Genomic DNA, 23887 nt, shown 5'->3' with positions numbered 1-23887 from the left:
AGCACAATGTCGACCATGTCATCGCCGGTGGAGTTCCTGGAGCTGCTCGCCCGTGAGGCCGCGGCGGTCGAGTTCGAGGGACCGCTGGTGGCCGCGCGGGCCGCGGGGCTGCCGCCGGAGCGGCTGGCGGAGCTGGAGCAGGCCAGGTCGGTGGCGTTGCGGGTCCGCGCGCTGTTGGAGCGTCGCCGCCGCCGGGAGACCGAGCTGTCCGGCCTGTACGACACGGTCAGCGACCTGGCCGGGTTGCGCGACCTGGACGACGTGCTGCGGGCGATCGCGCACCGGGCCCGCAACCTGCTCGGCGCGGACGTGGCCTACATGACGCTCAACGACGACGAGCGCGGCGACACCTACATGCGGGTGACCGACGGGTCGGTCTCGGCCCGCTTCCAGCGGCTGCGGCTGCCGATGGGCGCCGGCCTGGGCGGTCTGGTGGCCCAGTCCGGCGCGCCGTACGTGACCGCCAACTACGGCGAGGACGCGCGCTTCCACCACACCGGTGAGATCGACGCCGGGGTCGGGGAGGAGGGCCTGGTGGCGATCCTCGGGGTGCCGCTGCGGCTCGGTTCCACCTCGATCGGCGTGCTCTACGCGGCCAACCGTTCGGCTCGGCCGTTCGTCCGCGAGGAGGTGGCACTGCTGGTGTCGCTCGCCGCGCACGCCGCGGTGGCGATCGACACCGCCCGGTTGTTGACCGAGACCCGTTCGGCGTTGGCCGAGTTGTCGGCGGCGAACACCACCATCCGGGCGCACAGCAGCTCGGTGGAGCGGGCCGCGGCGGCACACGACCGGATGACGGCGCTGGTGCTGCGCGGCGGCGGCGTGGAGGACGTGGCGGCGGCGGTGACCGAGGTGCTGGGTGGGGCGCTGCTGGCGTTGGACGCCGAGGGCCGCCGGCTGGCCCGGGTGGGTGAGATCGAGGAGCCGGACCGCGCCGACATCGTCGAGGCGGTGGCCGCGTCGCGGACCGAGGGGCGCAGCGTACGCCGGGGTCCGCTCTGGTACGCGGCGGTGGTGGCCGGCGCGGAGAACCTGGGTGCGCTGGTGTTGCGTCCGGACGACGAGTTGGTCGACGCCGACCAGCGCATCCTGGAACGGGCCGCGTTGGTGACCGCGCTGCTGCTGCTGTTCCGCCGGACGGTCGCCGAGGCGGAGGGGCGGGTCCGGGGCGAGCTGCTGGACGACCTGATCGCCCGTCCGCTGCGCGACACCGACGCGTTGCGCAGCCGGGCCCGCCGGCTCGGGGTGGACCTGGACGCGCCGCACGTGCTGGTGGCGGTGGGCGATGACGCGATCGCCGCGACCGGTTCGGCCCGGCAGCGGGTGCTCTCCTGGGCCACCACGTACGCCTCGGCGCGCGGCGGGCTGGCCGCGGCGCGCGACGGTCGGGTGGTGCTCATGCTGCCGGGGTTGGACGCGGGCGGCAGCGCCCGTGCGGTCGCCCGGGACCTGTCCCGGGTGACCGGCCGTCCGGTGACCGCCGGGGCGAGCGGCCCGTCGAACGGGCCGGCGGCGCTTGCCGGGACGTTCCACGAGGCGGACCGCTGCCTGACGGCGCTGGGCGCGTTGGGCCGGGCCGGCCAGGGGGCGAGCACCGCCGAGCTGGGCTTCGTCGGGCTACTGCTGGGCACGGTCGGTGACCGGGGCGAGACGGACGTGGCCCAGTTCCTCCGCACCACGGTCGGGCCGGTGGTCGACTACGACGCCCGGCGGGGCACGGCTCTGGTGCGGACGTTGGAGGCGTACTTCGGGGTGGGTGGCAGTCTGGCCCGCGCCGCCGAGCAGTTGCACGTGCACGTGAACACGGTGACCCAGCGGTTGGAGCGGGTCGGGCAACTGCTCGGCGCGGACTGGCAGCGGCCCGAGCGGGCGTTGGAGGTGCAGCTCGCGCTGCGTCTGCACCGGCTGCGCGCACCGGCCGGCTGACACACGCCGGCCGGCGACCGCGCCGACCACCGCATGCCCGCTGAGCCGCGTCACGCTCAGCGGACCTGGATGCCCTCCAGCACGGCGTCGACGACCCGCTCGGGCAGCGTCTGCTCGTCCAGCTCCGGATTCCACTGCAGCACCCGTTGGATCAGCATCGGCCCGGTGAGCAGCGCCATCGTCACCTCGACGTCGATGTCGGCCCGGAGCACTCCCTCGTCGATGCCGCGCCGCAGCACCTCGCGCATCAACTGCCGGCGGGGCGAGATGATGTTCTGGTAGAGCTGGAACTGATCCGCACTGCGGTTCACGGCGGGCGCCAGACAGGGCATGATCTTCGCCGCGCGCGGGTCGACGTTCTTGCCGATCGCGCCGACAAGCAGCACCAGGTCGTCGCGGACGGAGTGCCCGGTCGGCTGGGCCAGGACACCCTTGAGCCGGCGCAGCGCGTCCAGCAGCAGGGCGTCCTTGCCCGCCCAGCGGCGGTAGATGGTGGCCTTGCCGACCCCGGCGCGAGCGGCGATCGCCTCGATCGAGAGCGCCTCGATGGTGCTGCCCTCGGCGAGCAGGTCGAGGGTGGCCTCGATGATCGCCTCGTCGGCGCGGATGCTCCGCGGCCGCCCGGGCGACCGCGGAGCATCGGCGGTGGACGTCATGTCCGACATTCTTCCCGCACCTACGCCGTACCGGCCAACTCGGGCTCGGCAACCGGGGCCGCCGGGGCGACGCTGGTTTCCTCCCGACCCGGCATCCAGCGCAGCACCACGATGATCCCGAGCGCGGCGATCACCGCGGAGAGCCCGGCCGCCCAGTGCATCGCGGTGACGAAGGCGTCGTTGGCCGCCGAGATCAGCGTCGGCGCCGCCGGGCCGAGCTGGCCCGCCGCCGCGTACGCGCCGGAGATCGACTCGTTGGCCGCGTCACGGGCCTGCGGAGGCAGGCCGGTCAGCGCGTCACCGATGTCGCTGCGGTAGACCGCGGAGAGCACCGAGCCGAGGACGGCCACGCCGAGCGCGCCGGCCACCTGGCGGATGGTGTTGCTGACCGCGGAGCCGACGCCGGCCTTCTCCCGGGGCAGCGCCGACATGATCGACTCGGTGGCGGGCGGCATGATGTTCGCCATTCCGGCGCCCTGGATGAGGAAGACGAGCAGCACGATCCAGATCGGGGTGGAGGCGCCGATGAACACGAAGGCGCCGAGTGACACCACGGTCAGCGCCAGCCCGACCGTGGCGACGGCCTTACCGCCGTAGCGGCGGACCATCGCGGCGCTGCGCGGCGCGAAGATCAGCTGGGCGCCGGCGAAGGGCAGGAAGAGCAGACCGGTCTGCAGCGGGCTGTAGTCGCGCACGAGTTGCAGGTAGAACGAGCCGAAGAACATCGAGCCCATGGCGGCGAAGAACACCAGGCCGACGATGGCGACCGGCGCGGCGAAGCGGGGCACCCGGAACAGCCGGACGTCCAGCGACGGGTGGTCGCTGCGCCGCTCGTGCTGCACGAACCAGCCGAGCACCGCGATGCCGACCAGGATCGAACCCCAGGCCAGCGGGCGGTCGAAGCCGTGCTCGCCGCCGTCGATGATGCCGTAGGAGAGGGCGACCAGGCCGACCACGGAGAGCAGGACGCCGAGCACGTCGATCCGGCCCGGTCGCGGGTCACGCGACTCCGGGACCAGCAGTCCCACCAACACCACGCCGGCCACGACCACCGGCACGTTGATCAGGAAGACCGAGCCCCACCAGAAGTGCTCCAGCAGCGCGCCGCCGAGGATCGGGCCGATGGCCACGGCGAGACCGACGGCGCCGGCCCAGACACCGATGGCGCGACCGCGCTCGCGCGGGTCGAAGACGTTGGAGATGATCGAGAGCGTCACCGGCATGATGGCCGCGCCGCCGACCCCCATCAGGGCGCGGGCCGCGATGAGCTGGCCGGGGCTCTGGGCGTACGCGGAGAGCAGCGACGCCAGGCCGAACAGCACCAGACCGATCATCAGGAAGCGCTTGCGGCCGGCGCGGTCGCCGAGCACCCCGAAGGTGAACAGCAGCCCGGCGAAGACGAGCGTGTAGGAGTTGATGGACCACTCCAGCTCGCCCTGGCTGGCGCCGAGGCCGTGCACCGGGTCGGCCAGCGTGCGCAGGGCGACGTTCAGGATCGTGTTGTCGAGAACGACCACGAGGAGGCTGATCACCAGCACCCCCAGGATCGCCCACCTCCTCGGGTGGCCGGTGTTGTTGTGCAGCTCCATGCCTGGTTTTCCCCCCACGCTTTTCCCGCGCCGCAATACGATACGGGTCAGACTCGTAACGCGGGTCAGCCTACGGCGCGTATTAACGATACGGCACCGATCCGTATCGTATGTGGTGGGCATCACGCCCGGTAGCGACGGCCAGGCAGGCGGCGACGGCGCTCGGCAGCGAGTCGAGACGCCGCGCCGGAGCGGTGAGTGGCTCGATCCAACCCGGCCCCGCGCCGTACACCCGCAGGCGGGGGAAGTCCCGGGCAAAACGCACCAGACGGTACGCGCGGCCGGTGACCGGCGTCTGCGACCAGAGCACCACTGTGTGCGGGCTGGCCCGGTACACCGCACGGGTCAGCGCCGGCCAGGGCAGCGCGGGACCGAGGTGCAGACAGCCGCGACCCTGCTCGCGCAGCGCGGCGGCGAGCGCGTGTAGACCGAGGCAGTGCGCCTCCCGCTCGGCCCCGGCCACCAGCACCCCGCCGGTGGGCAGCGACCGGCCCGGCTCCCGGCGGTACACGTCCAACCCGACCCGGACGCCCTCGCAGAGAGCGTGCTCGACGGCGACCTCGGCGGCGGTACGCCCCGACAGCCGGGCCAGCAACGGACGACAGACCTGCTCCCAGAGCGCCGGTACGCCCCAGGCCTCGGCCAACTCCAGCATCAGCGTGGCGACGGCGTTGCCGTCCAGGTCCTCGGCGGCCAGCGAGACCTGCTTGTGCGCGATCTCCACGGTCTCCGCCGGCATCGGCTCGGTCAGCACCAGACGTACCCCCGGATAGACGTTCCCTACCCGGGGGTTCGCTGAAACGGGGCGCGGTGGATGCGCCGGCGCGGGATTTACCGACGGCGGGTCGCCAGCCGGCGGCCACCGCGACGGCGCCGCCCCGGCTGCCGAGCGGAACGGCTCGTCAGCTGGCGACGGCCCGCTCCCAGGGACGAGGAGCGCTGATCTTGGCCCAGCTCGGACCGAAGGTCATTCGGCGCAGCGGTGACACGACGTCGCAGAGGCTGAACCAACCCCGGGTCAGGCCCACGTTCACCGGGTTGCTCGTCATGCCCTGTTGGAGGGTCCGCAGCGCCAGGTCGACGGCTTGGAATCCGTACTCGCGCATCTCGGTCTCGTACTCGCCGATCGCGTCCGGCAGCGGCAGGCGGCCGGTGCCGGCCAGCGACAACTGACGGGTGAGCAGGGCGGCGTCGCGCAGTGCGGTGTTGGCGCCGTTACCGCCCGCCGGTGGCATGCCGTGCACGGCGTCGCCGAGCACGGTGACCCGCGAGGGCGCCCAGGGCGCGGGACGGTCGGACGCCTGGAACGGAAACGCGCTCACGTCCTCCGGTGGGCACGCGGCGATCAGTTGGCGGAGCGCGGGGTGCCAGTCCGTGATCAGCCCGGCGACGTAGGACTTCAACTGCGTGCCGTCGAGGCGCTCCGGACGTGAGGGGAACAGTTCGTTACGGGCGACGAACGCGCACAGCAGATAGTCGTCCCCCACCGGCTGCTGGCGTTCGAACACGGAGGTGAAAAGGAAGTACGGCGCACCGGTCAGCACGAGGTTCATGCCGTGGGCCAGCCGGGCGGGCAACCAGGCTCGGGTGTCGTCGTTCAGCGGCAACTTGAGCCCGACTCCCACCGCTCCGGTGTCCCGCTGGGTTGCGGTCGGCAGGTACTGCGCGCGTACCCGGGAATTGATTCCGTCGGCGCCGACCAGGACGTCGCAGGTGACGGACGTCCCGTCGGCGAAGTGCGCGGTGGGGCGACCGTCCGCGGCGAGCTCGTAGCTGTCGAATGTCTTGTCGTAGTGGACGGTGTCGTCGAGTCCGTCGAGGAGAACGCCGCGCAGCGTCTGACGGTCGACCGGGTAGGCCCGTTCCGCGGGGTCGGGATCCTCGGGATACATGAGCGCGTCCTCGACGAGGACCAGCGTGCGCAGGTCCGTGCCCAGGAAGCCGAAACCGCCGCCGGGGCGGCCCGTGGTGTCGGTGAACGCCTGCCACTGTCGGTCGGGCAGGCAGGCACGCAGCGACCGGCTGCCCGCCGGGTTGATCGCCAGCCGATAGCGGTCCGCCCGGTCGTCGCGGCGCCGGTCCCGCTCGTACACGGCGACGGTGCTGCCGTTTTTGCGCAGACCCTGGGCGAGCGCGAGGCCGCCGATGCCACCGCCGACGATGAGTACGTCAATCATGCGTGAGCCTTTCTGGTGAGAAGAGGTCGCACAGTTGGTTGACAACCGACTCGGCCTTCTCCGGACGCAGGCGAATGCCCTTGACGGTGGCGATCACCAGCTCGACGCTGGCAGCGACGTCGAGGTTCACCGACCAGACCTGGTGCTCGATGCCTTCGGTGAAGATCGCCGAAAGCGCGTCGCGCCAACCCTGTTCGTCGCGCTCGATGTCGGCCCCGGTGGACCCGTCACGTCGCGCGCGGAGATCGAGCTCATCGAGCACGACGAACAACTCGGGTCGTTGCGCGACGGCCGCGGCGATCTCACTGAGGTGGCGCCGCAACCGGGCGGCGGGTTCCAGATCGTTGTGCATCGTCGCCTCGAATTGGCTTGTCACGTGCTCGAGCACCGCGGCGATCAGATCGGCCTTGGTCCGGAAGTAGTGGTGCAGGGTGGAGTGGTCGATGCCTGCCGCGGCGGCGATCGGTCGCAGCCGGAACCCCTCGAAGCCGCTTTCTGCGATCGCCGAGAAGGCCGCGTGCACCAGCGCCTGCCGACGGTCGAGCTGTTCAGTCATCCTCAGCCCATCCCCAACCAAGTGGTTGGTTGATAGTTCAGCATCTGTGGGACCACGTGTCAACCACATGGTTGGTGGGCGCCGTCCGACCCGGGTCGGACGGCGCCGGGTCGGACCGGCCGTACAAAGTCGAGCGCGACTAGGCGTAGCTGAACAACGGCGGGAAGACGAGGACCACGATCCAGGCCCACGCCGCGTACACCGGCAGGTAGCCGGTCTGCCACCGTTCGAGCGTGGCGAACGGCGTACGCCGACGGATGAAGGTCAACAGGAGCCACGCCGACCACGCGAGGTTGACCAGCAGGATCAGGTTCTCGCCGAGCGCGGCCGCCCGGTTGGGTGTGCTGCCGTACTCGTCGGTGATGCGCCCGGTGATCTCCAGCAGCACCAGCACGTCGATGGCCAACGCACTGACCACGAGCGCGAGTTGGAGTTTGTCGAACGGGCCGGCCGGGGCCAGCGGATCACGGGCCGAGAGGGAGTAGAGCAGCAGCCCCAGCACCACGACCAGCAACAGGTCGAACAGGATCAACGCCTCGCGCTCGACGTCGATGCCGTGGCTGGTCCAGACCACGGCGACGAGGAAGGCGAGCAGGGCGGCCGTGAAGAGCGGCGTGAACAGCCGGGTCAGCACCGGCGCGATGTTCTCGACGACGCTCTGCTTGGCCTCGACCAGCCACCCGGCCACCACGACCGCGGCCGCGGCGCCGCAGGGCAGGAGCCACTGCGAGACGAACGCCTCCGGGACGATTCCGATGGCCGCGAAGGTGTTGAACAGGAACGCGGCGAGCACGCCGCCGCCGAGAGCCATCAGCACGAAGTAGATGAACCACTCGCCGGTGAAGCGGATGAAGTCCATGCGTCGACGAGACGAGCGCCAGTCGTCGGCGACGTAGGCCAGACCGACCACGAGCCAGAGAGCGATGGGCAGGTGGACGCCGGTGACGACCACGGACTGCGAGTCGTCCGCCAGGGAGTAGGCGTTGGCCGCCACGGCGCCGAGGGCGAACAGCGCCACCAGCACCGCGATCACCGCCGGTCGGGCCTGCCGGCGCCAGGCCAGGAACGCCGCCAGCCAGGGCAGCGCGAACAGGGTGGCGTTCCGGGCGTAGAACGAGCCGTCGTCGTCGAAGCTCAGCCCGAACAGCGCGGGCGCCTTGACGGACACCACCGCGCCCGCCGCGCAGCCGAGCATGACCCACAGGGTGCGGCGGGAGCGCGTGCCGGCGGCCGGGCTGTCGGAGTCGCCGGTCAGCACCAACTGCTTCCACAGACGATCCGAATGCTCCCGGGCGAACTCGCGGGAGAGGTCGTCGAGGCTGCCCATCCGTTTCACCGCGACCAGGAACGCCTCGTCCGGGCTCAGGCCAGCGGCGATGAGCTCGTCCACGGAGCCGCGAAGGTGGTCTTCCAGCTCGTCGGCGTCCACCGCTTGCAGCTCCCTGCGGCGCAGCACGTACTGACGCCACTGCGCGAACTGCGCTTCCAGCTCCTCCGGCCCGTCGTGTGTCGTCATGCGAGGCCCCCCAGCGGGTGCGCCGTCAGCGGCGCGCGGTCGTGCCAGATCTCCCTGAGCGCGCCCACGACCGTGTCCCACTGCCGGCGCTGCTCGGCCAGCTCGGCAAGACCCCGGTCCGTGATGCGGTAGTACTTGCGCCTGCGCTCACCGGCGACCGCCTGCCAGCTCGACTCGAGATAGGCGAGGCGCTCAAGCCGGTGCAGCAACGGGTAGAGCAGCCCCTCGGTCCAGTCCAGCTCACCCCCGGACAGCTCGTTGATCCGTCGGAGGATGGCGTAGCCGTAGCTGTCACCCTCGGCCAGGATGCCGAGCACCATCGGTGTCGCCGAGGCGGCGACCAGATCCTTGGCGACTTTCATGAAGCCTCCCACCCGTAACCCTAGAAGTACGATGCATCGTACTGCTAGGTATGGCTTCACCGGTAACGGGTGGTGTCCGAATTGCCGGCACGGGCGGCTGTGGTGCCCCGAACGGGCACGGTCCGGGTTAGCCTTGGCGCATATGGCTACCTTTCGCAGCGCCTCAGTGCTCCTCTCCGCAGACGGCACCCGCACTCCCGGGACCGCCGCGCTATTCGCCGAACCGGCCCGCAAGGGCGGAACCCCGCCGTGGGCAGGCGACTTCCGACCCGCCAACAGCGCCGGCAACGGCCCCAAGAACGCGATCGGAAAGACCTTCACCCTGGAGCTGCCCGACGGCAGCACCGGCAAAGTCGTGGTCCAGGGCCTCAAGAGCGGCAAGGGCGGCGTCGTCCTGGCGCTGATGGGCGAGGACGCACCACCCTTCTGACCTGTCGCACGGGCGCCCAGGGTTGCCCCCCCGTTTGGGGTCGGCCCGGGGCGCCTGACCACCTGGGCCTGTCGCCGAATAGAAACGCTGGGCTGTCGATGGGTCGGGCGCGACAATGGCCGCTGTGCCGGAGGTCGAAGTCGTCGTCGCCCATCAGGAACGCGCGACCCTGCGCGTCGGCGACGTCTTCCTGAAAATCGACGCTGACCCGGGGCGTACCGACGTCGAGGTCGCGGCGATGGCGCTGGCGCCGGTCCCCACCCCCGAGGTCCGCTGGCACCGGCCGCCCGTGCTCGCGCTGGCCGCCCTGCCCGGTGCGGCGCTCGGTCGCCTCGGCGAGCCGTCGACCGCGTCGCCGGCGGCGTGGGCCGCGGCCGGCGCCGCCGCTCGTACGCTGCACGACGCGCCGCTCCCGCCCTGGCCGGGCCGGGGCCGCGACGAGTTGGCCGCCCGGCTCGACGCCGAGTGCGCGTGGCTCGTCAGCAACGGCGTGCTCCCCACCGACCTGGTCACCCGCAACCGTCAGATCGCCGAGGCGGCGCTCCGCCCGTGGACCCCGGTCTTCGCGCACGGCGACCTGCAGATCGTCCACGTGTTCGTCGACGGTGACGAGATCACCGGCGTGCTCGACTGGTCCGAGGCCGGGCCCGGCGACGCCCTCTTCGACCTCGCCACGTTGACGCTCGGGCACGAGGAGCACCTCGGCGACGTCCTGGCCGGCTACGGCGCCGACGTCGACCTCGACGTGATCCGGGCGTGGTGGTCGTTGCGCAGCCTGCTGGCGATCCGTTGGCTGGCCGAGCACGGCTTCGACCCCTCCTCGCCAGGCTGCGAGGTCGACGTGCTGCGGGCGCGGATGTGACGCGCGTCAGGTGGAGCGGTCGCGGCCGACCCACCCGACTCAGTCCAGTGTGACCACCCAGCGGGCGCCCTCGCCGCGTGCCAGCCGGGCGAACGCCGTGGGCGCCTCGTCCAGCGGGAACGTCCCGCTGACCAGCACGCGCAGATCCAGCGCGCCGTCGGCCAGCTCGGCGGCCAGCACCGGCACGTCCCGCTCCGGGTCGGACGAGCCGTACACCGAGGAGCGCAGGGTGCGGGCGGAGTGGAAGATGTCCAGCGCGCCGAGGCTGACCATGTCGTCCTTGGCGCCCATGCCGACCACCGTCACCACTCCCCCGCGCCGGGTCAGCCGCCAGGCAGCGCGGATGGTGGCGGCGCGGCCGACGCACTCGAAGGCGTGATCGACGCCCCGACCCTCGGTGCGCGCCCGTACCTCCTTGGAGAGCCGGTCGTCGGAGAGCAGGAAGTCGGTCGCGCCGGCGGCGAGCGCCAGGTCCCGTTTGGCCTCGGCGACGTCGACCGCGAGGATCGTCGTGGCGCCGGCCCGGCGGGCGGCGCTGAGCACGGCGAGCCCGACCCCGCCGAGCCCGATCACCGCGACCGACTCGCCGGGCGCGACCCGGGCCGTGTTGTGAACCGCGCCGACACCTGTGAGCACCGCGCAGCCGAGCAGCGCGGCCCGCTCCGGAGGCAGGCCGGCGGGGATCGGGATGACGGCGTTCTCGGGCACCACCACCGCCTCGGCGAGCGCGCCGAGGCCGAGGGTCAGGTGCAGCGGTTGGCCGTCGTCGGTTTCGCCGCGCGGCACGGTCGGGGCCGTGGTGTCGGCGCAGAGCCACGGCTCGCCGTTGCGGCACCACCAGCAGGCCCGACAGGCCGGCGCCCAGTTGAGCACCACCGGGGTGCCGACCCGCAGCCCGCTGCCCGGCCCGACCTCGGCGATCACGCCGGTCGCCTCGTGCCCGAGCACCAGCGGGAATCTCGCCGCGATGGTGCCGTTCACCATGGACAGGTCGGAGTGGCAGACGCCGGCGGCGCGGATCGTCACCCGCACCTCGCCGGGGCCCGGCGCGGGCAGGCGTACCCGCTCGATGCGCAGCTCGGCACCGGCACCGCGCGCGACAAGCGCGCGGACGGTGACCGGCTCGCCGCGGCCCGGCCCGGCCGGGGACCGCTCGGGGGCGCTCATCGCTGGATCGCCTTCAGCTCGCAGAACTCGGCGAGCCCGTGCACGCCCAGCTCCCGGCCCAGGCCGGACTGCTTGTAGCCGCCGAACGGGGCGAGCGGATTGAACGGAGCGCCGTTGATGTCGACCGCGCCCGTGCGCAGCCGCCGGGCCACCGCGAGCGCGGCCTCGGTGTCGGCGGACCAGACCGCGCCGGCCAGCCCGTAGCGGGAGTTGTTGGCGATGGCGACCGCCTCGTCGGTGTCGTCGAACGGGAGGACGGCGAGGACCGGGCCGAAGACCTCCTCCTGGGCGAGCGCGCTGTCGGGGTGCACGTCGGCGAAGACGGTCGGGGCGACGAAGTGCCCCCGGGCCGGCACCGGAGCGTCCGGGCCGCCGGCGACCAGCCGGGCGCCGTCGGCGAGGGCCCGGTCGACGTGGCCGCGTACCCGCTCGACCTGGGCGGCGGAGACCAGCGGGCCGAGCCGCGTGGCCGGATCGAACGGATCGCCGAGCCGGTAGCCGGCCACCGCCGTGGCGACCAGGTCGAGTGCTTCGGCGTACCGGTCGCGGTGCACGAGCATCCGCGTCCACGCGGTGCAGGTCTGCCCGGAGTTGAGCAGGGCGTTGCCGACGCCCACCTTTACCGCGCCGGCCAGGTCGGCGTCGCGCAGGATCACGTTCGCGGACTTGCCGCCCAGCTCCAGCGCGACCCGGGCGATCCGGTCGGCGGCGACCCGCATGATCCGGGCGCCGGTGGCGGTGGAGCCGGTGAACGAGACCAGGTCGACGTCGGGGTGCCCGGCCAGGGCCTCGCCGACCGTCGGCCCGGTGCCGGGGACCAGGTTGAGCACCCCCGGCGGCAGGCCGGCCTCGGTGACCGCGTCGAACAGCAGGTACGCGGTCAACGGGGTCAGCTCACTGGGCTTGAGCACCACAGTGCAGCCGGCGGCCAGCGCGGGCGCCAGCTTCGCCAGCACCTGGTGCAGCGGATAGTTCCACGGGGTGATCGCGCCGACCACGCCGATCGGCTCGCGGACGACGAGTGAGTTGCCGATGCTCTCCTCGACGGGTGGTCGGGCGGCGAGCGCGACGTGGTCACGCAGCACTGTCAACGGCAGCCCGACCTGGACCCGGGTGGCGAACCGGAGCGGCGAGCCCAGCTCCACGGCGATGGTACGGGCGAGATCGTCGGCGCGGGCGGCGAGCGCGGTGTGCAGCCGGTCGAGGTGGGCGGAACGCTCGGCAGGAGCGGTGGCCGCCCAGCCGGGGAAGGCGGCACGGGCCGCGGCGACGGCGCGATCCACGTCGGCCGGGGTGCCGGCGGGCACCTGCCCGACCAGCTCACCGGTGCTCGGATTCTCCACGTCGAGCACGTCGGTGCCGGCGGGAGAGGTCCACTCGCCGCCGATGTGCAGGTGACGCCGGTGGCGCAGGGTGTCGGGCAGCTGCGACGGCGGGGCGGCGAGGTCCATGGCGTCCCTTCGGGGGGTGGTCGACGGGCGATGGCGACGGAGTCGCGGCGGGCGATGGCGACGGGGTCGCGGCGGGCGATGGCGACGGGGTCGCGGCGGGCGATGAAACTAGCGCTGGGAGTTCGGACGCTACCCGTTGGGCCGCCCGGACTCCACCGTGCCGACGCTGCGGGCGTACTCGGCGGCCAGACCGTGCAGCAACGCGTCCAGGCCGAGGGCGAAGGCGCCCTCGTCCACGCTCTGCTGGTGCTCGGCGAGCCGGTGCGCCTGCCGCAGGTGCGGGTAGTGCGCGGCGTACAGCTCCGGGTCCTCGACGAAGCCCCGGGCGAACGAGCCGAGCGCCGACCCGGCCACGAAGTACCGCAGGGCGGCCCCGATGTGGGTGGCGCGGGCGGGCGGCCAGCCGGCGCGTACCAGACCGCCGTAGACGGCGTCGGCCATGGTCAGCGCGGCCGGTCGGCGGCCTGGACCCTGCGCCAGGTACGGCACGATGTTCGGGTGCGCGGTGAGCGCCCGCCGGTACGACCAGGCCCAGTCGCGCAGCGCGGCGGCCCAGTCCCGGCTGGCGAAGCCGCTGGTGTCGACGGCGCCGGTGACCGTGTCGGCGACCGCGTCGAGGATCTCGTCCTTGGTGGCGAAGTGGTTGTAGAGCGAGGGGCCCTGCACCCCCAGGGCGGCGGCGAGTCGGCGGGTGGAGAGCGCGCCGAGCCCGTCGGCGTCGATGAGCGCGAGCGCCGTCTCGACGATCCGGTCGCGGGTGAGCAGCGGCCGTAGAGGTCGGGGCACGTCAGACCTCCTCGGTGTGCGGCGTCCCTCCCCGTGGGAAGCACAGGTTCACGCACCCTATCGCTGACCAGGGGCGGGTAGGCGTCTCCACGAGGGGTCTGGACGAATGAAAACTTACACCGCTAGTTTAAGGGTGACCGGCAGCTCCGACGCCAGGAGGACCACAGTGGATTTCTCGCTTACCGACGAGGAGCGGGCGGTGCGGGACACCGTCCGGTCGTTCATCAGCCGCGAGGTGATGCCCCTGGAAGCCGAGGTGCTCCGCCGGGAGCGGGCGCACCAGCCGGGTTTGGACCACTCCGAGGTGCGCGAACTGCAACTCAAGGCCCGCAAGTTCGGCTTCTGGGGCCTGGCCACCCCCGAGGAGTACGGCGGGATGAACCTGCCGGCCGTACTCCAGTCGTTGATCTGGACGGAACTGGGCCGCACGTTCGTGCCGTTCCGCTTCGGCGGCGAGGCCGACAACATCCTGTTCCACGCCACCGAGGAGCAGAAGCGGGAGTTCCTCATCCCGACCATCGAGGGCGAGCGGCGCTCCTGCTTCGCCATCACCGAGCCGGGGGCCGGCTCGGACGCCGCGAACATCCGGCTCTCCGCGCGCCGCGACGGCGACGACTGGGTCCTGGACGGCGAGAAGACCTTCATCACCGGCGGTCACGACGCGGACTTCGCCATCGTGGTCGCGGTCACCGACCGGGAGAAGGGCGCCCGCAACGGTGGGGCGACCGCCTTCCTGGTGGACCGGACGATGGGTTGGCGCTCGGAGTTCATCCAGACGATGGGTGAGGGCGGGCCCGCGTCGCTCATCTTCGACGGTGTCCGCGTGCCACACCGCAACATCCTCGGCGAGATCGGGCAGGGCTTCACGCTGGGCATGGAGTGGATCGGCAAGGGCCGCTACACCATCCCGTCGCACGCCATCGGCATCGCCGAGCGGGTCCTGCAGATGGCCATCGACTACGCCAACACCCGGGAGACCTTCGGCGCGAAGATCGGCACCAACCAGGCCATCCAGTGGATGATCGCCGACTCGGAGACCGAGCTGGAGGCGGCCCGGTGGCTGGTGCTGCGCTCGGCGTGGACCGTCGATCAGGGCCTGGATCCCCGGCACGCGTCGTCGATGGGCAAGCTCTACGGCGCCGGCATGGTCAACCGGGTGGTCGACCGGGTGCTGCAGATCCACGGCGGCATGGGCTACACCCGTGAGCTGCCCATCGAGCGCTGGTACCGGCAGGTCCGGCTCTACCGGATCTTCGAGGGCACCGACGAGATGCAGCGGCTGATCATCTCGCGGGATCTGCTGCGCGGCTACACGAAGATCGGTGGTCACCTCGCCTGAGGTGGGTCATCCCGTCAACGCCTCCAGCGCCGCGTCCACGTCGGCCTCCGTGGAGTAGATGTGGAAGGAGGCACGGACGCGTCCGGCCCGGACCGCCGCGCGGATCCCGGCCGCCGCGAGGCGCTGCTCCCCGTCCGGCACGTCCACGCTGACGATGGCGCTCTCCCCCGGCGGTCGGCCCAGCCCGGCCAGGAACCGGTTGGCCAACGCCACGTCGTGCTCCCGGATCGCCGGCACGCCGATCTCGGCGACCAACTCCAGGGCGGGCGCCGCGCCGACCCAGCTGAACCAGGCCGGTGAGATGTCGAACCGGCGGGCGTCGTCGGCCAGCCGCAGCGGCGGACCGTAGTAGGAGGCGTGTAGGTCGCGGCCCGCGTACCACCCGGCGGCGTCCGGGCGCAGCCGGTCACGCAACGCCGGAGCCAGATAGGCGAACGCGGTGCCGCGCGGGTTCATCAGCCACTTGTAGCCCCCCACGGCCACCACGTCGGCCCGGCTCCCGTCGAACGGCAGCCAGCCGCACGCCTGGGTCGCGTCCACCACCACCAACGCGCCGTGCGCGCGGGCCGCGTCCACGATCTCGTCGTACGCCGCCACCGCCCCGTCGGCCGACTGCACCAGGCTGAACGCGACCACGTCGGTGTCGGCGTCGATGGCCTCGACCAGAGCGCCCACCGGCACCGTACGAACCGTGACGCCGCGTTCCTCCTGCACCAGCCACGGAAACAGGTTCGAGGTGAACTCGACCTCGGGGACGACCACAGTCGCCCCGGCCGGCAGGGCCGCCGCGACCGGCGCGAGGATCTGCGACACGGCCGCGCCCACCGCGACGTCATCGGCCGGCACCCCGATCAGGCCGGCGAACGCCACACGGGAGGTGTGCACCGACTCGCCCCAGCCCTCCCACGACGTGCGGCCGACCCGCCACGCGCCCAGCGCGTCCTGTAGTGCCGTCCACGCCGGCTCGGGCGGCAACCCGTAGGACGCGGTGTTCAACCAGCCGGGCTCCGGCTGCCACAGCTTCTGCGCCTGCTCGATCTCCATCTCGTCGACGCTAGGCCAGGCGGCGTCGGACGGGCACGGCCAATCGGCGATCGGCGGCCTCTCAGACCCGGACGAAGTCCTGGCCGAGCACCGCCCGCAACCTGGTCAGCGCGCGGGCGTTCTGCGTCTTGACCACCGAGACGGAGACGCCGAGGGTGCTGGCCACGGCCTCGACGCTCTGGTCCTCCCAGTGCCGGAGCACGACGATGGCCTGGTCGCGAAGGGGCAGGGTGGCAAGCGCCCGCAGCAGGGTGACGTGCAACTCCGCGGTGTCGTCGGGCCGTTGGGGCGACGCCTCGGGCAGCTCGGCCAGCACGAGCTCGGTGGCGCTGCGCCGCTTCGCCTGGTCGAACACGACGTTCATGAGGACGCGCCGGCTGTACGCGTCGAGGTTCGTGGTGTGCCGGATCCGGCCCCAGTTCGCGTACATCTTCGCGAAGGTGGTCTGGGTCAGGTCCTGCGCCAGGTGCCAGTCGCGGCACATCAGGTACGCGGTCCGTCGCAGTCTCGGCGCGGTGGTCTCGACGAAGGCGGTGAACTCCGCCTGCCGTGCGGTCTGCTCGCGCCGTCGGGCCGCGCCCCAGCGGACACCCGCCATCAGTCGACCGCCGACGCGTTCGTGCCGGCCGGGCAGTCGATGCCGATGATCTCGTCGACCCCGGGCATGCGTTCGACCGGGACGCTCAGCCTGGCGAACTGCTCCCGCGCGACGAGGGTGATCCGGTACGACTCCGGAAATTGACTGGCCTTGACGCTGGCGACAAGATCGGGCGCGTCCGCGTACATCTTCTGGAACGTCGCCAGCGCCTCCTCGCGACTCTTGAACACCACGGTACGGACCGCCGGATCCGCGTTCAACGCACGTTTGACCTCGTCGCGCTGCTGATCGGTGACGTTGTCGGCCAGGAAGACCACAGCGTCTGTCACGGTCGTCCGGGCGGGAAACTCGCACACCTTGTTCACCAGCATGCCGAACGCCGCCGGCACGATCGTCGGTTCCGGGGCCTGTTGCGGCGGTGCCGCCACGTTCACCACCCCGACCGCCGCGATGGCGGCCACGGCTGCCGCGCCCGCCGTCACCAGGCGCTGTCGGCGTCGACGCAGGCCGGTGCCCGCGACCATCGCCGCGCCGGCCAGGTCTGTCGACGGCAGTGCGGGCTCGTCGACGATCGCCCGGTCGAAGAGCACCCGCAGGTTCTGATCCATGATTCACTCCCGTGGTCCGGTGGACTTCCACACTCCATGACTGGTTGGGGCACCGGATCGGTCACACCGAAGTCTCGTCGCCCGCCGGTGGACGGATTCGGGCGAGGCTGGCCGCGAGGCCGGTGAGCCACCTGTCGACCTCCACGAGATGCCGGACCGACCGCGGGTCCTTCCCGCCGAGCAGTGGACGGACCCGGTCCAGTTCGTCGGCGCAACCGCCGGTCGGGTCGGACGTCGGGCCCGCGGCCCGGTCGTGTGCCACCTCGCGAGCGACGTCGTCGTACGCCGAGCGCAGGCGCGCGGCCGAGTCCCGCAGCAGGGTCGCCGCCGCCGGCCAGCCGGCGAGGCAGCCGGGCGGGTTACGGCGCAGCAGCGACTCCGCGCCGGGCACCACGTGGTGCCCGGCGCTCAGGACGGCGTCCCAGTTCACCTGCTGTCGGTGCGGATGGTGCCGCTCCGAGTGGTACTGGCAGTACGACGAGTCGACGAGGATCATTCGGCGCCGGACCCGGTCGAGGGCACGGTCGGGAGCCGGAGCGTTGCCGAGGATCGCCAGCACGGTCTGCTCGACGGCATCCGCGCTGGCCCCCAGATAGCCTGTCGCGTTGTGCCGCAGGTCGTGGCTCGCGCCGCGCGGCCACATCGCCACCCCGGCGAGCACGCCGATCACCGCGCCGAGCAGCACGTCGACGAGGCGGGTCTCGGCGAGCCGCCACCCTTCGGTGCTGAGCTGGGCGAAGACGACGGTCAGCAGCAGGGTGAGCAGCGCCTGCTGCCACACCGGACCGAGCAGGCGGCCGACGCCGAAGGCCAGCATCAGGGTGACCGGCAGGACGACGGCGTACACGATCGGCTTGTCGACGACGAGCATCAGCCCGCCGCTGACGACGGCGCCGACGATCGTGCCCAGCACGGCCGGCCGCAGGGCGGTGCGGGTGTCGGCGGCCGAGGTACGCAGGACGGTCAGGGTGGCCAGCAGCACCCAGAAACCGTGGGTCAGGTTCAGCACCCCGGCGGCGACCCGGGCGATGGTGAGCGCCACGGCCACCCGGAGAGAGCTGTGCAGGTGGGCTGAGCGGGGTGCCAGGTGGGAGCGGAACTGCCACCAGTACAGCCGCCACGGGCTGTGCCCCGCGTACGCGAAGAGCCCCGTCCGGGCGTCCTCGCCCTCGGGCCGCGACCCGGTGGCCACCCGGACGCCGACGGCGAAGACCCGGGTCTGGTCGGCGAGGGCCAGCGCCGTCGCGTCCCGGCACAACCGGGACACGTCCGGCGGGTGGTGGCCGTCGCCCTCTCCGGCGAGGTACGCCGTCTCGGCTCGCCCGATGGCGGCGTCCAGGTCGTCGAGGCTCACCGGGGGGGCGTCCGGTGTCAGGGTCCGGCCGGCGGCGCGCGTCGTCACCGCGCACGAGCGCAGCAGCCCCGTCGCCGCCAGATCCGCAATCGGTACGGCTGGCGCGTCCGTCGCCAACCGGTCCGCCTCGGCGAGCGCCTCGCGGAGCGCGGACGCGCAGATCCGCAACGCCCGATCCTGTGCGCCCGCCGCGCTCGGTGCCCACTCCGGCGGGTTGCGGTCCAGTGCGATGGCGGCCACCAGGTCGTACGCGCGCTCGCGCCGCGGGTCCTGACCACCCGGACCGGCGTACGGGTCGGTAAACCTCTCGGCGGCGACGTCGAGGAACGCCGCGACGCCGTCCGCCGCGACGGCGAGGCGCTGTCGGTAGGAGACCGGCACCGGATCAGGCCAGAGGAGCACCTCCGCCGCGGCGAGCAGCACGACGGCGAGCGTGACGCCGCCGAGGCGCTCCGGCAGGGTGCCCGGCTGGTACGGCGGGAAGGACGCCAGGATGTAGAAGAGTTGGAACGCGCTGGCCAACCCCACCAGACGCGGGTTGCCCACCCCGGCGAACGCCACGACGAACCCGACGACAAGCATCCCGCCGGCCGCCGACCACGTGCTCCACGCCAACAACGAGCCGACGGCGATCAGCGCCCAGGCGGCCGGCAGTGCCGTGACGAGGATCCGCGCCCGTTGCGGCGCCGGCCCGGGCAACTGCGCGAACGACCCGGCGGCGATCGTGCCGAACAGGCCGTAGGTGGCGAGCACCGAGCTGCCCGCGCCGTAGCGGCAGCCGTAGAAGACGACGGACGCGACGAGTGTCAGCCGTGCCGCCCGCCGCAGGACGGCATCGCCCGGGTCACGGCGGCGGAGCCGACCGAGGACACCGGTCGCCCGTACGCCTGCTCCCCCGGTTCGTCGCGGCACCCCTCATTCTCGCTCCGGACCCGCTGGTGGCGGCGGGTTTCGCGGACCATTCACCGCGAGGCGGCGGGCACGCCGCCGCCGAGCGCTACACGGTGGTGCGCCGCCATTGTTGGCTGGCGCCGGTGCCGCAGGTCCACTGCACGGCCTGAGCGCCGTCGGCCGTGGCGGCGTTCAGCACGTCCAGGCACTTCCCGCTGTGGCGGGCGACGAGCCGGACGTAGCCGGTGCCGAGATCCTCGACGAGCCACTGCTGGTTGGTGCCACCGTTGCAGGCCCACTGGATGACCCGGACGCCGTCGGCGGTGGCGCTCGCGCCGCCGTACACGTCGAGGCACTTGCCGCTGCTGAGGCTCGTCACAGTGGAGTAGCCGCCACCGGTGTCGGAGAACCGCCACCGCTGGTTGGCCTGCCCGTTCGCGCCCCACTGCACCACGTTCGCGCCGTCCGAGGTGGACGCGTTGGAGACGTCGAGGAGCTTGCCGCTGTGCCGGGCGGCCACCGTGTAGGTGGTGGGCGTGGGGGTGGTGGTCAGCGGCGCCAGCCGGTACAGCCCGCTACCGTGGGCGGGGATGGACCGGGTGAGGGTGCCGGTGGCGGTGCCGAGGCCAGTGCCGGACCACAGGTCGGTGACGGTGGCGGAGCCGATGCCCAGGTCGGCCAGGTTCAGCGAGACGTTCGCGGTGGCGCTCTCGCGGTTGAACAGGGCCACGTACCGGTGGTCGGTGCCCGGCACGTCGGCGGTCCACACCTGCCGGGTGCCGCCGACGAGCTGCCGGTTGTTGGCGCTGTTCTGGTCGACGGCGAGCACCGCCGCGTTCGTCATCAACGCCAGCTCGGCGGCGCGGTTCTCGACCAGGTTGCCGCCCCACATCAGCGGCGCCCGGTTGATCGCCCAGAGGGTCATGAGGGTCCGCTGCTCGTCGGCGGTGAGCGCGGAGTAGCGAGGTGAGCCGACCGGGCCGTACTTCGACAGCCGCCCGATCGGGATCATGTCCGGATCGGGCCAGGCACCAGTCGTCCGGTACGGCGTCCAGTTGCGCAACTGGTCGAAGAGCGCGTCGAGCGACGACCAGTTGTCCCACAGGTCGTTGACGATGCGCCACATGTGCGCGTTGTCCCGCACGTGCCCGCCGCTGGCCAGCGGTGTCGCGCCGGGCGAGAGGCTCAGCACCATCGGCCGACCGCTGTGCTGGATCGCGGTCCGGTAACCCTCGACCTCGGCCTGCCGGTAGGTCGGGGCGGCGATGTCGTCCACCTTCACGAAGTCGACACCCCATTCGGCCAGAAGCTGGAAGACCGAGTCCAGGTACGCCTGCGCGCAGGCGTTCGACATGTTCAGGCCCCACATCAGGTTGAGCCAGTTCGCGGTGGTGGTGTTGTTGATCTGGTTGGCTCGGCAGTTGGTGCCGAGGATCGGCACGTTGTCGGCGACCGCCTGCCGGGGAATGCCGCGCATCAGGTGGACGCCGAACTTCAACCCCTGGGCGTGCACGTAGTCGGCGAGGGGCTTGAACCCGTTGCTGCCCGCCGCCGAGGGAAACCGTGTGGTGTCCGGCAGCAACCGCCCGTTGGCGTCCATCCGCAGCCGGGGGTTGAGGTTGGCGTCCTGGTTGGGGCTGTTGTTGTGCTGGCCCGGGTAGTACCAGGCCCAGTCGATGACGACGTACTGCCAGCCGTGCTGGCGCAGGTTGTCGCGCATGTAGTCGGCGTTGGCCCGGACGTCGGACTCGGTGACGCGCCAGTTGAACGAGTCGTAGCTGTTCCAGCCCATCGGCGGGGTGTCCGCCGTGCCGTTGTCCCACGCCGCTGCCGGCTTTCCGGAGATGACGGTGAGGCCGACGGCGAGCAGCACGACCAGAGCCGTGAGCCCGGCCATCCGACGTGCGGTGGAACGCGCGAGGACGAGCGTCATCGGACCTCCCGGGCAGGCAGTGGTGATTGTCGATGTTAACGCTCACACGTTGTCTGTCAAGCGCAAGGCGCTCCAGGCACCGCGGTGTCGGCAGAGCGACAGCTGTGCGATGGGATCGCTGATCGTGTTGTGGTAGGTCTGTTGGCGTGACAACAGAAGCCAGTGCCGCAACCGGGGAAAAGCTGTTCATTTCCTACGCCGGCCCCGACCGGGCCTGGGCGGAGTGGGTTGCCTGGCAACTGGAACACGCCGGGTACGCGGTCGAGCTGGACCTGTGGGACTGGGCCGCCGGCGACAACTTGGTGATGCGCATCAACCAGGCGTTGGAGCGGGCCGACCGAATGGTGGCGCTGTTCTCCGAGGCCTACTTCGAGCACCAGCGGTTCACCACCGATGAGTGGACGGCGGTCATGTCCGGGCGCGACCGGCAGGGCAAACTGATTCCGCTGCGCCTTGGAGACGTCACTCTCCCCACGGTGTTGCGCCCGCTCGTCGCGCCGAGCCTGGCCGAAAGGTCGGCCGAGGATGCGCACCGGGTCCTGCTCAACGCGGTGCGGGGGCCACAACGGCCCACGTCCGAGCCCGGTTTTCCCGGCGCGCAGGTGCCCCGGCAGCGACCGGCAGCCGAGGCGCCCCGGCTGCCCGGGGGCCATCAGCCCACGCTGTGGCAGGTCCCGAGTCGCAACGCGGACTTCGTCGGGCGGGACCGTGACCTCGACGCCGTCCGTCGAGAACTCCGGCCGGGCCGACCCGTGGTGGTCCAGTCGGGCGTCCCGCTCGGTGGGGTCGGCAAGACCCAGGTCGCGGTGGAGTACGTCCACCGGTTCGCCGCCCAGTACGACCTCGTGGTGTGGATCAACGCCGAGGAGCCGCAGTTGGTGCCGGCGCAGCTCACCGCGCTCGCCGCCGAGCTGGGCCTGGTCGTCGAACATGACGAGGCGGGGGCACTGCCCGCGTTGCGGCGGCACTTGCAGCAGCCGAAGCGATGGCTGCTGGTGTTCGACAACGCGGAGACCGCGGAGGCCGTCCAGCCCTGGGTCCACGCCGGCGTCGGCCACGTCCTCATCACCTCGCGGTCCCGCGACTGGTCCGAGTTCGCGCGGGTGAACCTCGAGCTGCTGACGCGGCGAGAGTCGGTGACGCTCCTGCGCAATCGAGTCCCGGAGTTGTCGGCCGAGGACGCCAACCTGGTCGCCGACAAGCTGGGTGACCTTCCGTTGGCGCTGGTCCAGGCGGCCACCGTGCTGTCCACGATGCCCGCCGAGCTGTACCTGCAGGTGCTGGACACCGATGCCGACGAGGTGCTCAACGAAGGTCTGCCACGGTCCTATCCGCGGTCGCTCGCGGCGGCCCTGCGCGTCTCGATCAACGGGCTCGCCGATCGCGGTGAGGCTCTGGCCCTGCTTCACCTCTGTTGCGTCCTCGCGTCCGAGCCCATCCCGATGGCGTTGCTCAGCGCGGCACCCGGTGCCGTTGAAGAACCACTGCGTTCGGTGGTGGTCAGCCCGATGCGGCTGTACCGGACCACAACACAGCTCGGCGACCTGGTCCGCCTGTCACAACGCGGCATCCAGGTGCATCGCCTGGTGCAGACGCTCGTTCTCAGTCAGCTCGATGCGGCCACGCGTGCTGAACTCCGCCGTCAGGCGGGCGGCCTGTTGGCTGCCAGCCACCCCGGCGACCCGGCCTCCGCGTCGACGTGGCCAGCCTGGTCCACGCTCATGCCGCACCTGCTGGCCCTCGATCTGGGCGAAACCGAGGAGGCCGAAGTCCGCGATGCGGCCTGCGACGCGATGCTCTATCTGCTCTACAGCGGCAACACTGACTCGGGTTTCGGCCTCGCCCGCAATCTCTACGACAAATGGCGACAAAACCTGGGGCCCGACGATCGACACACTCTCACGGCAGCGACCGAACTCGCACACGCCTTACACAATCAAGGGCGCGACCGGGAAGCTCTCGACCTCACCGAGGACACCCTGGCCCGCCGGCGCAGGACCCTTGGCCCCAACGACCCCGCCACTCTGCGCTCCGCCAGTGACTACACAGTCGTCATAGCTGCCCTCGGAAGACTGAACGAGAGCATCGACAGAGCCGAGGACCTTCTGGCCCGCCGTATCGAGGTTCTCGGTGCCGACCACCGGGACACATTGAATACCCGTGGCCAAATTGCCACGGTATGGGGCGAGACCGGCAACCTGAGCGCCGCCGTTTCCGGGCTCGACCAACTGCTCATCGACCGGCTGCGCGTCCTCGGCGCCGACCACCGCGACACACTGACCACCCGCAGCAACCTCGCCACCTGGAAAGGCAGGGCCGGCGACCACCACACCGCCATCACCGCCTTCGCGGAACTACTCACCGACCAACTACGCGTCCTCGGCCCCGACCACCCCGCCACACTCATCACCCGCAGCAACCTCGCCACCTGGAAAGGCGAAACCGGCGACCACACCGCCATCACCGCCTTCGAGGAACTACTCACCGACCGACTGCGCGTCCTCGGCCCCGACCACCCCGACACACTTAGCACCCGCAGCAACCTCGCCACTTGGAAAGGCAGAGCCGGCGACCACCACACCGCCATCACCGCCTTCGCGGAACTACTCACCGACCAACTACGCGTCCTCGGCCCCGACCAC

20 protein-coding genes are annotated in these 23887 nt (G+C 71.8%); 5 read left to right on the top strand and 15 right to left on the bottom strand.

The features are described from left to right. The first annotated feature begins 6 nt into the window (after positions 1 to 6). Entirely contained in the window at positions 7 to 1926 is a 1920-nt protein-coding gene (locus ACLQ29_RS23320) for a helix-turn-helix domain-containing protein (protein ID WP_425773612.1), read from the top strand. 56 nt (positions 1927 to 1982) lie between these two features. Here ACLQ29_RS23320 and ACLQ29_RS23315 read toward each other — a convergent pair whose 3' ends face one another. The 7 genes from ACLQ29_RS23315 to ACLQ29_RS23285 form a co-directional block, all read right to left on the bottom strand. Then, complete coding sequence (locus ACLQ29_RS23315) at positions 1983 to 2591, bottom strand: TetR/AcrR family transcriptional regulator (RefSeq protein ID WP_425773611.1); 609 nt, start codon at positions 2589 to 2591, stop codon at positions 1983 to 1985. Between the two features lie 11 nt (positions 2592 to 2602). Continuing rightward, on the bottom strand, positions 2603 to 4171 hold the full coding sequence (locus ACLQ29_RS23310; protein ID WP_425773610.1) for an MFS transporter: 1569 nt from the start codon (positions 4169 to 4171) through the stop codon (positions 2603 to 2605). 82 nt (positions 4172 to 4253) lie between these two features. After that, entirely contained in the window at positions 4254 to 4925 is a 672-nt protein-coding gene (locus tag ACLQ29_RS23305) for a transcriptional regulator (protein WP_425773609.1), read from the bottom strand. A 148-nt stretch (positions 4926 to 5073) separates the two neighbouring features. Continuing rightward, positions 5074 to 6348 carry an FAD-dependent oxidoreductase gene (locus tag ACLQ29_RS23300; RefSeq protein ID WP_425773608.1) on the bottom strand — a complete coding sequence of 425 codons (1275 nt, stop codon included), beginning with the start codon at positions 6346 to 6348 and terminating at the stop codon, positions 5074 to 5076. After that, entirely contained in the window at positions 6341 to 6904 is a 564-nt protein-coding gene (locus ACLQ29_RS23295; RefSeq protein ID WP_425773607.1) for a TetR/AcrR family transcriptional regulator, read from the bottom strand. The genes ACLQ29_RS23300 and ACLQ29_RS23295 overlap by 8 nt, the downstream gene beginning before the upstream one ends. Before the next feature lie 139 nt (positions 6905 to 7043). Beyond that, positions 7044 to 8420, bottom strand: a complete 1377-nt coding sequence (locus ACLQ29_RS23290; protein WP_425773606.1) for a permease prefix domain 1-containing protein — start codon at positions 8418 to 8420, stop codon at positions 7044 to 7046. Continuing rightward, entirely contained in the window at positions 8417 to 8782 is a 366-nt protein-coding gene (locus ACLQ29_RS23285) for a PadR family transcriptional regulator (RefSeq protein WP_425773605.1), read from the bottom strand. Before ACLQ29_RS23285 ends, ACLQ29_RS23290 begins: the two co-directional genes overlap by 4 nt. A 142-nt stretch (positions 8783 to 8924) precedes the next feature. Here ACLQ29_RS23285 and ACLQ29_RS23280 point away from each other — a divergent pair, with 142 nt between their 5' ends. Then, positions 8925 to 9212, top strand: a complete 288-nt coding sequence (locus ACLQ29_RS23280; protein ID WP_393367772.1) for a hypothetical protein — start codon at positions 8925 to 8927, stop codon at positions 9210 to 9212. A gap of 115 nt (positions 9213 to 9327) precedes the next feature. Beyond that, positions 9328 to 10074, top strand: coding sequence for a phosphotransferase family protein (locus ACLQ29_RS23275; RefSeq protein ID WP_425773604.1), 747 nt, complete (start codon positions 9328 to 9330; stop codon positions 10072 to 10074). A gap of 39 nt (positions 10075 to 10113) precedes the next feature. On the opposite strand, the gene ACLQ29_RS23270 is transcribed toward ACLQ29_RS23275, so the two are convergent. From ACLQ29_RS23270 to ACLQ29_RS23260, 3 genes are all read right to left on the bottom strand, one after another. Continuing rightward, positions 10114 to 11241, bottom strand: coding sequence for an alcohol dehydrogenase catalytic domain-containing protein (locus ACLQ29_RS23270; RefSeq protein ID WP_425773603.1), 1128 nt, complete (start codon positions 11239 to 11241; stop codon positions 10114 to 10116). Further along, entirely contained in the window at positions 11238 to 12692 is a 1455-nt protein-coding gene (locus tag ACLQ29_RS23265) for an aldehyde dehydrogenase family protein (protein WP_425773602.1), read from the bottom strand. The genes ACLQ29_RS23270 and ACLQ29_RS23265 overlap by 4 nt, the downstream gene beginning before the upstream one ends. A gap of 129 nt (positions 12693 to 12821) precedes the next feature. Beyond that, positions 12822 to 13478, bottom strand: a complete 657-nt coding sequence (locus ACLQ29_RS23260; protein ID WP_425773601.1) for a TetR/AcrR family transcriptional regulator C-terminal domain-containing protein — start codon at positions 13476 to 13478, stop codon at positions 12822 to 12824. Between the two features lie 166 nt (positions 13479 to 13644). Here ACLQ29_RS23260 and ACLQ29_RS23255 point away from each other — a divergent pair, with 166 nt between their 5' ends. Next, positions 13645 to 14817, top strand: coding sequence for an acyl-CoA dehydrogenase family protein (locus ACLQ29_RS23255; RefSeq protein ID WP_425773600.1), 1173 nt, complete (start codon positions 13645 to 13647; stop codon positions 14815 to 14817). Between the two features lie 6 nt (positions 14818 to 14823). Here ACLQ29_RS23255 and ACLQ29_RS23250 read toward each other — a convergent pair whose 3' ends face one another. The 5 genes from ACLQ29_RS23250 to ACLQ29_RS23230 form a co-directional block, all read right to left on the bottom strand. Then, on the bottom strand, positions 14824 to 15861 hold the full coding sequence (locus tag ACLQ29_RS23250; protein WP_425773599.1) for an aminotransferase class V-fold PLP-dependent enzyme: 1038 nt from the start codon (positions 15859 to 15861) through the stop codon (positions 14824 to 14826). A 61-nt stretch (positions 15862 to 15922) separates the two neighbouring features. Next, positions 15923 to 16459, bottom strand: a complete 537-nt coding sequence (locus ACLQ29_RS23245) for a SigE family RNA polymerase sigma factor (RefSeq protein ID WP_425773598.1) — start codon at positions 16457 to 16459, stop codon at positions 15923 to 15925. Then, positions 16459 to 17067, bottom strand: a complete 609-nt coding sequence (locus ACLQ29_RS23240) for a permease-like cell division protein FtsX (RefSeq protein WP_425773597.1) — start codon at positions 17065 to 17067, stop codon at positions 16459 to 16461. Before ACLQ29_RS23240 ends, ACLQ29_RS23245 begins: the two co-directional genes overlap by 1 nt. A gap of 61 nt (positions 17068 to 17128) precedes the next feature. Next, positions 17129 to 19333, bottom strand: coding sequence for an FUSC family protein (locus tag ACLQ29_RS23235; protein ID WP_425773596.1), 2205 nt, complete (start codon positions 19331 to 19333; stop codon positions 17129 to 17131). A gap of 85 nt (positions 19334 to 19418) precedes the next feature. After that, positions 19419 to 21245, bottom strand: coding sequence for an alpha-galactosidase (locus tag ACLQ29_RS23230; RefSeq protein WP_425773595.1), 1827 nt, complete (start codon positions 21243 to 21245; stop codon positions 19419 to 19421). A gap of 146 nt (positions 21246 to 21391) precedes the next feature. On the opposite strand from ACLQ29_RS23230, the gene fxsT reads away from it, so the two are divergent. Then, positions 21392 to 23887: FxSxx-COOH system tetratricopeptide repeat protein (fxsT, locus tag ACLQ29_RS23225; protein WP_425773594.1), on the top strand; the 2496-nt coding region annotated here is incomplete at its 3' end.

This window comes from Micromonospora sp. DT228, from assembly GCF_049841595.1.
Lineage (GTDB): Bacteria > Actinomycetota > Actinomycetes > Mycobacteriales > Micromonosporaceae > Micromonospora.
The sequence above is the reverse complement of the archived record's forward strand: the minus strand, read 5'-3'. Positions and strand labels throughout refer to the sequence as shown.